The organism is Dyella sp. (genome assembly GCF_035486915.1).
GTDB lineage: Bacteria > Pseudomonadota > Gammaproteobacteria > Xanthomonadales > Rhodanobacteraceae > Dyella_B.
Genome location: NZ_DATHMR010000151.1, coordinates 1 through 12689, shown reverse-complemented (window position 1 = coordinate 12689; position 12689 = coordinate 1). Strand labels below are relative to the sequence as shown.

Below are 12689 nucleotides of genomic sequence, written 5' to 3'. Positions count from 1 at the left end.
AGCTACGCGAAAGGCTTCGCCTCGCATTCCCATGCACTGTGTCGATGGTCATCATGAAAACCGGCCGCTTCACGCACCCGTGAACAAATCGCAAGAAATACCGCGTTCGCGCGGTCATGCGACGATGCTAGATTCAGCGTTCCATCAACCTGTTTCGCAAGAGGGGAGAAACTTATGAAACGCATCGCATCTGTCGTCATGCTCGCTGGTCTGACCTTCGTGGCTTCCGCCGCCATGGCCCAGCAACAGCCGGTTCGTGACGTCAGCGCCAAGCGCCATCCGAACCTTGCCCGCGCCCAGAAGCAGACCGATAACGCTTACAAGAGCATCGTCGCTGCGCAGCAGGCGAATGAATTCGATCTGGGCGGTCACGCTCAGAAAGCGAAGGATTTGCTCGATCAGGCCAATCAGGAACTGAAGCAGGCGGCCGAAGTCTCCAACGCCAACCACTAAGCGCGTGGCGTGAAGACATTCGAAGGCCTCCCCTCGCCGGGGAGGCCTTTTTTCATGCGAGCTTTTTTTCGTAGCGGAAGGCGTGCGAGCCGTCTTCGTAAAACCCTTTCACGACCGGGCCGATGCGGTGATAACCCAGCCGCTCGTAAAGACGAATGGCCGCGTCGTTATCGGTGCGCACTTCCAGCCGCAGGGCGTTGCAGCGGCGCTGCAAGGCAGCCGCTTCGGCCGCTTCGATCAACGCCGTGCCGACGCCCTTGCCACGCGCTTCGGGCAAGCTGGCAATCGAATACAGCCGGGCCACCCGGCTGCCCTTGCGGAAAAATACCAGTGCCGTACCCAGAAAGCGGCGGTGATTGGCACTGGCCACGAGCACGCGCGCGCTGTCGCTGTCGAGGTGACGGCGAAACTGCGCACGGCTCACCAGATCGTGATCGAAGGTGGCTTCTTCCAGCGCGACCAGATCATCGAGATCGGAAAGTTCGGCTCGGCGCACCCGCACGGCGGCGGTTGCTGGCGATGGCGTCATCAAGGGGTTCTCGTCAAAACGCGCCGGGGCGGTCCGGACACGGGATTGTCTGGAATTTAAGTAAGCGGCGCACTCTAGTGCACAGCGTCCGGGAAAGCATCCCGCAGAGGTCATCCGTTGGTATGCGTTCAGTGGCAACCCTTGTGCGACCCGCCGTGGTGAAAGACACTGCCACCTTGCGCTGCGCCGCCCCGTTCCCTACGTGACGACGTCATTTCCGCCGGTCCACACTTGAGGTGTCATGACCCGACTCGTCATCGTCGTCGAGAAAGCTTCTGACTGGGGCTCCTACTATCCATCCGTCGACGTGGTCACCGCGATGGATTACCTGCGCGAACCGGTGGGGGGCGACGACGAGCGCACTCACGTGATCAACCTCTGCCGCAGCTACAAGTATCTGGGCACGGGCTATTACGTGTCGCTGCTGGCCGAAGCGCGTGGACATCGCGTGATGCCCTCGGTGCGCACCGTGAACGATTTGCGAAAACGTTCGCTGTACGGTCTGGCCATCGACGATCTCAACGCCAAGCTCACGAACTTTCTTCCCGAGGGCGCACGCGACACCACCGATTTCGGCATCCTGGTCCACTTCGGCGAAACCTCGACCCCGACGCTGCAAGATCTGGCTAGGCAGGTGTTCGAAATGTATCCGTGCCCGCTCTTGCGCATCGAATTCGAGCGCGAGCGCATGTGGCGGATCGCGTCGATCAAGCCGGTCGGTCTGCACACGCTCGACGACGCGCAGGAAGACGCCTTCGCAGACGAGCTCGATCGCTTCTCCAAGAAACTATGGCGCAAGCCACGGGCAAGGCGTCTGTATCGCTACGACGTGGCCATGTTGGTCGATCCCAACGAAGTGATGCCACCGTCGAACAAGAAGGCGCTGAAATCCTTCGTCGCGGCAGGCAAGGAACTGGGCATCGAAGTCGATCAGATCGGCAAGAACGATTACCAGCGCCTGGCCGAATACGACGGTCTTTTCATTCGCGAAACCACCGCCAGCGACAACCACACGTACAACTTCGCGCATCGTGCCGAACGCGAAGGCATGATCGTGATCGACGATCCCGGCTCCATCCTGCGTTGCACGAACAAAATCTTTCTCAACGATCTGATGGTCGCGCGCAAACTCGCCGTGCCGCGCACGGAGATTCTTTATCGCGATGACGTCAAAGGCATGAAGGATGTCGCCGAAAAACTCGGCTTTCCCCTGGTGCTGAAAATTCCCGACGGTTCTTTTTCGCGCGGCGTGGTCAAGGTCGAAAGCGGAGTTGCGCTTGAGAAAGCCACTAGCGAACTGTTCCAGCACAGTGCGTTGCTGTTGGCGCAGGAATTCGTCGCCACGGAATTTGACTGGCGCATCGGCGTACTCAATCGCGAGCCGCTTTACGCATGCAAGTACTACATGTCGCGTGGCCACTGGCAGATCTACAACCATGGCGCGAAAGGTGCTGCAAAAACGGGCAACTCCGAAACCATCCCCGTTCGCGATGCGCCACCGGAAGTGGTGAAGCTCGCGCTCAAGGCCACCAATGCCATCGGCGACGGATTGTACGGTGTCGATCTCAAACAGGTGGGCGATAAAGCCGTCATCATCGAAGTGAACGACAACCCGTCAATCGATGCAGGCGTGGAAGACGATTATCTGGGCGAAGATCTTTATCGCCGCATCATGCAAGAGTTTCTGCGCCGCATGGAACGCAAGCGATTGGGCATCAATGCATAACGGGTCATTCCGGTCGACTCATCCATAAGAAGACCGGAATCAATGCACGCGTTCCATCGCGTCGATCGCCGGCAAGCGACCACTCCCTTATCAAGCCGGCGATCATCCCTCGGTGCAGCGCTCCGGCTGCACTTAGCTCCACTGCCAAGCGGAAAGCATCAGTTCCAGATCAAGTGCGCCGTGTTGCGACGGCGCGAACGGCGCAGCGCCAGCAAGCGACGCGGCAGCTTCGGCTCGAGCGTCAGCGTCACGGCCAGCGGTGCCCACAGCAGCCAGAACATCGGCGTCCAACCGAGAAAATCGGTGCGGGCGGGAACCAGGGTGGTCAGCAGCAGCACGCTACCTACCGCCAGCCACAGCAACGATGCGATGAGCAGACGAGCGCGAGGATTCAGGTCGACAACCTGGGGGCGCATAGACACAACTCCGGAACGGGCGATGGATCAAGCGTGCCGGTGGTCGATCTCATAACCTGCGATTGCTGCGACGTTACTTTTTGCGACGGGACACGAGGCGCGATCCGGTAGTGGGGCGAGTTTTCCATCACCTTGTCCCGGGCGCCCTTAGCAACCGGCGGGAGACAGCAGACCGCGCGCACCGCTCTTACAATAGATGGCCCACGCAGGAGCCATGCATGACCCGTCCTCGCCAATACGCTGTCTTCGGCCATCCGATTTCACACAGCCTGTCGCCGCAGATCCATCAGGCGTTCGCGCAGCAGTTCGGCATCGCGCTCGATTACCGCGCCATCGATGCGTCGCCTTCGGCCTTTGCCGGCGCCGTCAAACATTTCTTCGAGAACGAAGACGGTCATGGCGCGAACGTCACCATGCCGCACAAAGCGGCGGCCTTCGCGTTGGCCGATGAGCGTACAAAAGCGGCAACGCATGCCGGCAGCGCCAACGTGCTCACGCGTCTGGCCGATGGGCGCATCGCTGCGCATAACACCGATGGTGCGGGCATGGTGCGCGACATCACTGAACGTCACAGCATCGATCTTCGCGGTCACGACGCGCTGATGCTCGGTGCAGGCGGTGCGGCGCGCGGTGTAGCGTGGTCGTTGATGGATGCGGGCATCGCCTCGCTCACCATCGTCAATCGTTCACCCGACGCAGCCGATGCATTGGCCGACGCCATCGGCGAACCCCACCGTGTGCACACGCGTTATTGGGAAGATCTAAGCGACATCGGCAGTTACGATTTGATCATCAACGCAACCTCGGCCGGCACGCTTGGCCAGTCGCTGACACTGCCGTTTGCACTCGCCGCACCGCGCGCGCTTTGCTACGACCTTGGCTACGGCAAATCGGCGATCGGCTTTCTCGCCTGGGCGCATGCCGCCGGCGTGCGTTACGCACATGACGGAATGGGCATGCTGGTGGAACAAGCGGCCGATGCGTTTGAGCTGTGGCACGGCAAGCGGCCGGATACGGAACCTGTCTACCGGATGTTGCGCGCAAGAAACGCATAAACGGCACCGATTGTGATGGCGGTCGCAATGCATATGTTGTAGTGCAACAACCTTGTGTCCATGAATGCCATCGGAGCTGCGTGAATGTCGGCTTTTGGACGTCCAAACAACCGTTCGATTTGACGCGTCTAAATTTCAGGGCGTGCTAGGTTGGTCGGACAGGGGGCATCACTTCGCGGGGAGTTGCGCAAATGTTGCCGAAGGGGAAGTTCAGTCGTTGCCTGGCTGCTGCCGGGCTGGTCTTGTGTTTCGCTGGCGCCGCGCAGGCTGCGCCCAATTCAAGCAGTCCCGTCGGATCGACCAACGTCACCGTGGCCGACCCTACCGTGCCGCGACCGCCGGGGACGCCGTGCGTGGTGCAGCTTTTCAGCAATGACACGTTCAACGATTTCAGCGAACACACCTTCAACTACGCACCACCTGCCGGTTGCGGCACGCGTTGGTCGAAGGTGGTGCTGGAAGGCGATTTCTCGGTCACGGCAGGTATCCAGTTTGACCGCACGGCCACGATCTTCCTCGGCGGCGTGAATCTGTATTTCGGCACGACGCAAGAGCCCGATCCGACCGAGGCGCAGAGCTGGCATATCGAGCGCGATCTGACCGATTACAGCGCACTGTTTAGCAAAACCGGCGAAGGCCAGGCGTTGATCGGCAACATCGTCAACAGCACCTACACCGGCGTGATCAACGGCAGCGCACGTCTGCTGTTCTATCCCGCTTCCGCCGTGGCACCGGCCGCGCAGGCGCCCGATGCGGTGTATGCGTTTGGTACTGACCCGATCGGCAGCACCGCCACGTTAAACACCAGCACCGATCAGTTGACTGCCACACTCACGCTGCCGCGCAATGTTGAACGTGCATACGTGGATGTATTCACACAAAGCCAGATCGGCGACGAGTTCTGGTACACCTGCGTGCCCAATCAATACGCGGCTGAAGTGCAGGAGTGCGGCGGTGGCAATTTCCGCGAAGCGGAGGTCAGCATCGACGGCCAACCCGCAGGCGTGGCGCCGGTCTATCCGTGGATCTTCACCGGCGGCATCGATCTTTTCATGTGGGAACCGACGCCGGGTGTGCAGACGCTCAACTTCATGCCCTATCGTGTCGACCTGACACCGTTCGCAGGTGTGCTCAGCAATGGTCAGCCGCATACGGTAGCCGTCAGTGTGCAGGGCGCAAACGACTACTTCTCCGCCACGGCAGCGCTGTTGATCTATCAAGACCCGCATGCCAAGCAGGTCACCGGCCAGATCGTTCGCAATACGTTGGCGAACCAGCCGCCGACACCGACCATCGGCAGCACGCTGAATCAGGATTCGTCGGGTAACGTCACCGGCGCGATCACCACCGACCTCAGCCGTCATTTCATCGTCGAGGGCTACGTCAACACGTCTGCGGGTCGCATCGATACGACGGTGAATCAGACGGTCTCGTTCGCCGACACGCAGACGTTCAATATCACCTCGTCCTTCTACGGACAGATCAGCCAGCAGCTGACCAAGGTCGACGGCGTGAGTCGCAGCACGGTGGACGGCTTCCTCAGCGGCGAATTCGATTCGCACTATCGTTACCCGCTGAACGTCAATGTGGGCGAGACCTTCGACCCGAGCGGCAACATCTCGATCGTGACCACGGTCAAGCAGGGCTACGACCAGAAGACCGCGTTGGGTTTGGGTGGCTTGCAGCTGTACTCGGCCGAAGTGCACAACCACGTCAATGCGGGAGACACCTTGCAGGTCAATTCCAGCTTTGAGATCACCGGGCATAGCGGGCAATACAACACGCAAGACTTTACGTTCCAGGATTCGCTGGGCGGTTGCTACAGCCGCAGTGTCGGCGTGACAAACGACACGGTGTCCGCATACAGCAACGGCAAGGGTTGCCCGGGCCAGCAAAATCGGCTGTTCTGGTTCAGCCACCCCGACGGTTCGCCCTATCAGGGCGAGACCTTTCTGGGCTGGTAATTGAATGGCCGGCGCCGCTGCGGGTGACCGCGGTGGCGCCGGCATGCTAGTTTTGCCGGCATTCGACCCTCGTTTTTTGTTCCCCGGAGTCTTTGCCGATGCGTACCCGTTTGCTTGCCCTTACCGTTCTTGGCGTGGCCGTCGCGCTTGCCGGCTGCCATCACGCCACTCGACCGGACGGTACGAAAGTGGACAAGCAAGGTGTGAGCAATCTGCAGGGCTTCGAAGCCTTCATCGCCACGCATCCGACGCCGGAGCAGTTCAAGGCGATGTATCCGGGCGTGCAGCTGATGCTGCCGGGAACCATCAGCACGATGGAAGTGCGCTTCGACAACACGCGCTTCTTTCCGTCGCAGGACAAAGATGGCCGCATCATCGGTGGCGACTTCCACTAATTCCACTGAGATATGACGGACCTGTCATACACGACAGGTTGAGTCATTTTTGTGACATTTTGTAGGACTACTCTGACGCGATAGCGGCGGTGCGCTCGATCGTGAGCCGCCGTCTTCAAAGCCTTCGCCAGTGCGAGTGTCATGTCCTCTACTCAATCCACCGCTCCTCGTCGGGGCGGCTTGTTGTTCGTGGTACTTGCCGCGGTCGTCGCGATTGCAGGTGGGGCCTTTTGGTATGCGCACGCCTCCATCAGTGCGTCCAAGTCCGTCGGACACACAGCGAACGACGGCAGCGACGTAGGTGTGATGCTCGGGCTGGCCGATACGGCGTACCAGCAGAAGAACCTTGTCGCACCGGTCGGCAGCAACGTGTATGAGTTCTATGACAGCGTGCTGCAGCTCGATCCCAACAACAGCATTGCGATCCAGCGCTTGAAAGAAGCGTTCAAGCCCGCGTGCGACGTGGTTGAAAACACCATCAACTCGGGCGATCTGGACGAAGCGCAGCGCGAGCTTTATCTGCTGCGCTTGTACGATCCGCACAACTACAAGCTGGCATTGCTCGGTAGCGTGCTCGATGCGCAGCGCGTGATCGAGCGCCGCGCGCACGAAGCGGAAGCGGCGCGTATCCAGTCGCAGCAAGCGGCCGCAAACGGCCAGGCCGACCGCTACTATTGACGATAGGCCTCGGGGGCTCAACCCGCGAGGTAAACATCCTTGAGCCGCACATAGTGATCGGCCGAGTAGTGCAGTTGTTCTACCTGCTGGTCGGACAACAGGCGCACGCACTTGGCGGGATTGCCCACCCATAACTCGCGCTCGCCGACAACCTTGCCCGGTGGAATCACGCTGCCAGCGGCAACGAATCCGTACTTTTTGATCACAGCACCATCGAGCACCGTGGCGTGCATGCCGATCAGGCAGTAATCATCGATGGTGCATGCGTGAATCACGGCAGCGTGGCCGATGGTGACGCCTTCGCCCACGATGGTGGGAAAACCACCGGGCGAATAGGGGCCATCGTGCGTGACGTGGATGACGGTGCCATCCTGCACGTTGCTGCGCGCGCCGATGCGGATGTAATGCACGTCGCCGCGCAACACGGCGTTCGGCCAGATCGACACATCATCGCCCAGCACCACATCGCCGATCACCGTTGCTGCGGGATCGACATAGGTGCGGTCGCCAAGCGTGGGCATAACGCCCTTGAAACTACGTAAGTGATTCATGTGCCTATTCTATCCGGCGACTGTCATGTCCGCGCCTTCCGCGGGTGAATGAACGCCACTCGCCCGTTGTTCCAGCACGCGTAGTGCCTCGCGATAACCCGAATCCACCGCTAGCTGCCAATCCTTCCAATCGAGCATGCTCACGTGTTCCAGCGGTGGCGTGATCAGCAGATCGGCGGCCTCGATGCAGTGCTGGCTCGTCTCTTCGCTGTTGACCATCGCCGCACGCGTCAGTGTGGAAACCAGACCGGGCCAGCCCGTGCCGCGCCGCTGGCGCATCCACAGCCGCCACCACGGCGGCGTAGCGAATTCTTCCGATTGCGCTCGCAACGCGATGTCCGCACGAATGGCAACGGCGGTGATATGCGCGATGCCATCCTCTGCCATCACATCCGTCGGCAGGTTGTCGACAAGCGCGCCATCGACGTAAACGTGCCCGCGATGCAGTACCGGCGGCAAGATGCCCGGGATGGAACTGGTTGCACGCAACCACAACCAAAGCGGTCCGTGCCGATGCACAACCCTGCCCTCACCCGACAGATTGGTCGACACGCAAAAGAACGGACGCTCCAGATCTTCGATATCGATCGCACCGAACGCACGGCGCAACATGATCGCCGCGCGACGTCCACGCGTGAGCGCGACAAACGGCAGCGTCCAATCCGACAGCGGTTTACCGCGCACGAACGCTTCGTAATAAACGCGCATCATCTCGTCGATGTCCCACATATTCGCGACACCCGCGCCGATGATCGCGCCGATACTCGTTCCGCCAATGGCGTCGAACTCGTGCCCCGCCTCGCGCAGCGCTCGCAATGCACCAAGGTGCGCAAGTCCGCGAGCACCGCCGCCCGCGAGCACCAAGCCACGCCCGTGGCCGCTTATAAGTCGCGCAATGCGTGGGACATCGCTTTCGCCGCAAACGTGGTGATGATGGATTTCCCCGCTGAAAAGCGCGAGCCAGCGCCGCGCAGAACCCTGCAAGACGCGGTGTGCAGGATGGATCAACAATAAATGCCGCGGGCGATGGCGCACACGTGCAGGATGCCCGGGCGCCGCTTCGGGCCACGGGCGTGCTCGCTGCGCGGCAAGTGCCGGCAGCAGCAACACATCGGCCTGACGCAAGCAGCGCAATCGCCACGATGAATCGCCCGTGCTGTCCAGATAAATCACGAAACGCGCCTGTGCTTCGCGTTCGGCGAACCAATCACTTCCACGATTGGCGCCGTGCTCGGCATCGATCACGATGCAGTTGCCGTACGTCTCCAGCGACTGCGCCAGCTGCATCGCCAGGCCGCGCACCGGAACGTCTTTATCCACGGGCAGAATCGCAAATGTGCGCGGCTTGTCCGGCGATTCAGCATGACGCTCACGGCGAAGCAACCGATCCATTGCCTGTCGTGCGACATCGAGCATGGCGCGCGGATGTTGCTCGATCAGATGCTCGAACATGTCGCGATCCAGGCGCAATAATTCCGAATCGCGCAGTGCGCGCACGTTGTAACGGAAGGCTTCGCCGCTGAGCAGACTCACCTCGCCCAGGCAGTCGTCCGCTGAAATCTGACGAATGAGATCCGTCGGACCGTCGAACACACCCAGGCTGCCGCTGCGCAACAGATACAGCGCTTCGGCCACTTCACCAGCCTTGATCAGGTACTGGCCGCCGGGCAGGCAGATCCAGCGTAGATGTTCGGCAAGCGCTGCCCGTTGCGCAGGATTCAGATGCGCGAAAAGGGGAATGCGACCGATCAGGGCGGGGATATCGGCGGGCAACATGGGCGCGATGGTACGACGCCAGCGATGACGCCGCGTATATCGTTAACCAAAACGGAAAAGCGCGGGCTCCTACGCTTGATTTCGGTTCACGGCGACAGCACGCTGTCAGGTCTAAAGGAGTTCCCATGAACCAAGACAACCCCCTGCTTGCCGACGGCGCACTGCCGGCGTTTTCGCAGATCCAGCCCGACCAGATCGCCCCGGCCATCGACGCCTTGTTGGCAGATAGCCGCGAGGGCATCGCCGTACTGACGGCCCCCGGCGCCCGTCGCGACTTCGACTCCGTGATGTTGCCGCAGGAGCGGCTCGATCAGCGCATCGCACACGCGTGGTCGCCGGTCTCTCATCTGCATTCGGTGGCCGATAGCGAAGCGCTCCGTAAGGTGTACGGACCGGCGGAAGAAAAGCTCACCGAACATTCCATCGAGCTCGGCCAGAACCGCGAACTTTATGCTGCCGTGCAAGCGGTCGCGGATGCGCCCGACTTCGCCACCTTGACGCGCGCACAACGCGCGCTAGTCGAACACGCGCTGCGCGACTTCAAGCTTTCCGGCGTGGCGCTGGAAGAACCTGCGCGTTCGCGCTTTCGCGACATCGGTGTGGAACTGAGCAGGCTTTCCACCGAATTTTCCAACGCCGTGCTCGACGCGACCGATGCGTGGCACCAGCACGTTACCGACGAACGCGATCTGGCGGGTATTCCCGAATCCGGCCGCGCTGTGCTGCGTCAGTACGCCAAAGAGCAGGGCCTGGATGGTTATCTCGTCACGCTGAAGCAACCCAGCGTGCAGGCGGTCATGACCTATGCGGACAATCGCGCGTTGCGCGAAGGTGTCTATTGGGCCTACCAGACTCGTGCATCGGATCAAGGGCCGCACGCGGGCAAGTACGACAACACCGCGCGTATCGACCAAATCATGGCGTTGCGTCATGAAGCCGCCCAATTGCTGGGTTTCGCCAACGCAGCAGAAGAGTCGCTGGCCACGAAGATGGCCTCGGCAACGAACGATGTGCTGGCGTTCCTGCGCGATCTTGCTGCGCGCGCCAAACCCGTCGCACAGAAAGAACTCGCCACGCTGCGCGACTTCGCATCGAGCGAACTGAAGCTCGATAACCTCGAATCGTGGGATGTCGCTTACGCGTCCGAAAAGCTGCGGCAGAAGCAATACGCACTGGACGAAGAACAACTCAAGCCTTACTTCCCGCTTCCTGCCGTCATCGATGGATTGTTCGGACTGGTGCAACGACTCTACGGCATCACCTTGACGCCGCGCGACGGTGTCGATGTATGGCATCCGGATGTGCGCTACTACGATGTCGTCGATAAAGACGGACGCATCTTCGCCGGCGCGTATATCGATCTGTACGCACGCAGCGGAAAGCGCGGCGGCGCGTGGATGGATGTGTGCCGCGCGCGTTTCGACGACGGCGTCAAGCCGCAAATGCCGGTCGCCTTCCTTACCTGCAACTTTGCGCCGCCGACGGAAGGCCGCCCTGCGCTGCTCACGCATGACGATGCACTCACGCTCTTCCACGAATTCGGCCACGGTTTCCATCATCTGCTGACCGAGGTGCCGCTGCCTTCGGTAGGCGGTATCGATGGCGTCGAATGGGACGCGGTGGAACTGCCTAGTCAGTTCATGGAGAACTTCGGCTGGAATCGCGAGGCGCTGGACCTGTTCGCCAAACATTGGGAAACCGGTGAGCGCCTACCCGATGAATTGTTCGAACGCATGCTGGCAGCGCGCCATTTCCATGCCGGTTTGTTCCTTGTGCGCCAGCTCGAATTCGCACTGTTCGATTTTCTCTTGCACCTCGAATACGACCCGGCCAAAGGTGCGCGCACGCTGGAAGTTCTGGAAGAAGCGCGCAGCGAAGTCGCCGTACTGCATCCGCCGGCCTGGCAGCGTTTTCCGCACGCCTTCGGGCACATCTTCGCGGGCGGTTACGCGGCCGGTTATTACAGCTATCTGTGGGCGGAGCTGCTCAGCGCCGACGCGTTCGGGGCCTTCGAGGAAAAGGCCCTCAACGGCCACAGCGTGATCGATGCGACGGCAGGCGAGCGCTTCCGCCGGGAAATCCTCGCGGTGGGAGCCAGCCGCCCCGCGCTGGAGAGCTTTATCGCCTTCCGCGGCCGCAAGCCCGAGCCCGACGCCCTGCTGCGCAGCCACGGCCTGGCGTGAGCTTTTGCAGCTTCCCCTGCAAAGACAGGGGAAGCCCGGCCAACTCGCCACCAGGTGGCAAACCGAGTCACAATCGCCTTGAAAACGCGCTGTCAGTATCGTCTTCGGTAACCGCCCAGCCGACACGGTCGTAGATCAGGGATCTGCCATGAACGCCATTACCCAACTGCCCCCCGAGTGGCACAACTGGATACGTGACAACCTGGCGCGCGGTTGCGCGCCGCAATCGTTGATCGACGATATGGTGCGCAACCGCTTCGACCCGGTGTTCGCGCGCGCGGCGGTCAATGGTGTGATGACCAACAGCTCGCCCTTCACCGCGCCCGCCGAGCCGCAGCCAAAAGCCACCACCGGCTACGTCTATGAAAAGCCGCGTCTATCTGCTGGCAACATCATCCGAACTTCCGATCGCGAGGTGCGTATTGCCATGCGCATGAACCGGCCGGTCGTCGCCGTGCTCGATGGTGTGCTGAGCGATGAGGAATGCGATGAAATGATCCGTCGTTCCGCCGACAAGATGCGTCGCTCCACCACGGTAGATCCACTTACCGGAAAACACGAAGTCATCGCCGACCGCAGTAGCGAAGGCACCTTCTTCGCTCTTAACGCCGATCCATTCATTGCGAGCATCGACAAGCGCGTTGCCGAAATCATGAACTGGCCTACCGATCATGGCGAAGGCCTGCAGGTGCTTCATTACGGCACAGGCGGCGAATACAAACCGCATTTCGATTACTTTCCGCCGGAAGATCCCGGCAGTCACGTGCAGATGACCATCGGCGGCCAGCGCGTTTCCACGCTGGTGATGTATTTGAACGACGTGGAAGAGGGCGGCACCACGATCTTCCCCGACGTCGGTCTGGAAGTTGTGCCGAAAAAAGGTTCAGCCGTCTATTTCGAGTACACCAACAGCAAGAGTCAGCTCGACCGCCTCACTCTGCACGGCGGTTCACCGGTCACACG

12 protein-coding genes are annotated in these 12689 nt (G+C 60.9%); 8 read left to right on the top strand and 4 right to left on the bottom strand.

Going from position 1 to position 12689, the window contains the following annotated elements:
• The first annotated feature begins 174 nt into the window (after nt 1–174).
• Entirely contained in the window at nt 175–453 is a 279-nt protein-coding gene (locus VK725_RS12060; protein WP_325318300.1) for a hypothetical protein, read from the top strand.
• 52 nt (nt 454–505) lie between these two features.
• Here VK725_RS12060 and VK725_RS12055 read toward each other — a convergent pair whose 3' ends face one another.
• The gene (locus tag VK725_RS12055) at nt 506–982 is read right to left on the bottom strand and encodes a GNAT family N-acetyltransferase (protein ID WP_325318299.1); all 477 of its coding nucleotides are present in this window, start codon (nt 980–982) and stop codon (nt 506–508) included.
• A 241-nt stretch (nt 983–1223) separates the two neighbouring features.
• On the opposite strand from VK725_RS12055, the gene VK725_RS12050 reads away from it, so the two are divergent.
• The gene (locus VK725_RS12050) at nt 1224–2708 is read left to right on the top strand and encodes a RimK family protein (RefSeq protein WP_325318298.1); all 1485 of its coding nucleotides are present in this window, start codon (nt 1224–1226) and stop codon (nt 2706–2708) included.
• 158 nt (nt 2709–2866) lie between these two features.
• Here VK725_RS12050 and VK725_RS12045 read toward each other — a convergent pair whose 3' ends face one another.
• Complete coding sequence (locus VK725_RS12045) at nt 2867–3124, bottom strand: hypothetical protein (protein ID WP_325318297.1); 258 nt, start codon at nt 3122–3124, stop codon at nt 2867–2869.
• Nucleotides 3125–3342: 218 nt separating this feature from the next.
• Between VK725_RS12045 and aroE the strand changes: the two genes are divergently transcribed.
• From aroE to VK725_RS12025, 4 genes are all read left to right on the top strand, one after another.
• Nucleotides 3343–4179 (top strand): shikimate dehydrogenase, encoded by an 837-nt coding sequence (gene aroE, locus VK725_RS12040; RefSeq protein WP_325318296.1) that lies wholly within the window; start codon nt 3343–3345, stop codon nt 4177–4179.
• 191 nt (nt 4180–4370) lie between these two features.
• On the top strand, nt 4371–6143 hold the full coding sequence (locus VK725_RS12035) for a peptide-N4-asparagine amidase (RefSeq protein WP_325318295.1): 1773 nt from the start codon (nt 4371–4373) through the stop codon (nt 6141–6143).
• A gap of 98 nt (nt 6144–6241) precedes the next feature.
• Entirely contained in the window at nt 6242–6538 is a 297-nt protein-coding gene (locus tag VK725_RS12030) for a hypothetical protein (RefSeq protein WP_325318294.1), read from the top strand.
• A 141-nt stretch (nt 6539–6679) separates the two neighbouring features.
• Nucleotides 6680–7216, top strand: a complete 537-nt coding sequence (locus VK725_RS12025; protein ID WP_325318293.1) for a hypothetical protein — start codon at nt 6680–6682, stop codon at nt 7214–7216.
• A gap of 17 nt (nt 7217–7233) precedes the next feature.
• Here the strand turns inward: VK725_RS12025 and VK725_RS12020 are convergent, their stop codons facing one another.
• Both VK725_RS12020 and VK725_RS12015 read right to left on the bottom strand, forming a co-directional pair.
• The gene (locus VK725_RS12020; protein WP_325318292.1) at nt 7234–7767 is read right to left on the bottom strand and encodes a gamma carbonic anhydrase family protein; all 534 of its coding nucleotides are present in this window, start codon (nt 7765–7767) and stop codon (nt 7234–7236) included.
• Nucleotides 7768–7776: 9 nt separating this feature from the next.
• The gene (locus VK725_RS12015) at nt 7777–9543 is read right to left on the bottom strand and encodes a patatin-like phospholipase family protein (RefSeq protein ID WP_325318291.1); all 1767 of its coding nucleotides are present in this window, start codon (nt 9541–9543) and stop codon (nt 7777–7779) included.
• A 125-nt stretch (nt 9544–9668) separates the two neighbouring features.
• Here VK725_RS12015 and VK725_RS12010 point away from each other — a divergent pair, with 125 nt between their 5' ends.
• Complete coding sequence (locus tag VK725_RS12010) at nt 9669–11726, top strand: M3 family metallopeptidase (protein WP_325318290.1); 2058 nt, start codon at nt 9669–9671, stop codon at nt 11724–11726.
• A gap of 148 nt (nt 11727–11874) precedes the next feature.
• Nucleotides 11875–12689, top strand: an 815-nt coding sequence (locus tag VK725_RS12005) for a 2OG-Fe(II) oxygenase (RefSeq protein WP_325318289.1), incomplete at its 3' end; no start/stop codon positions are given.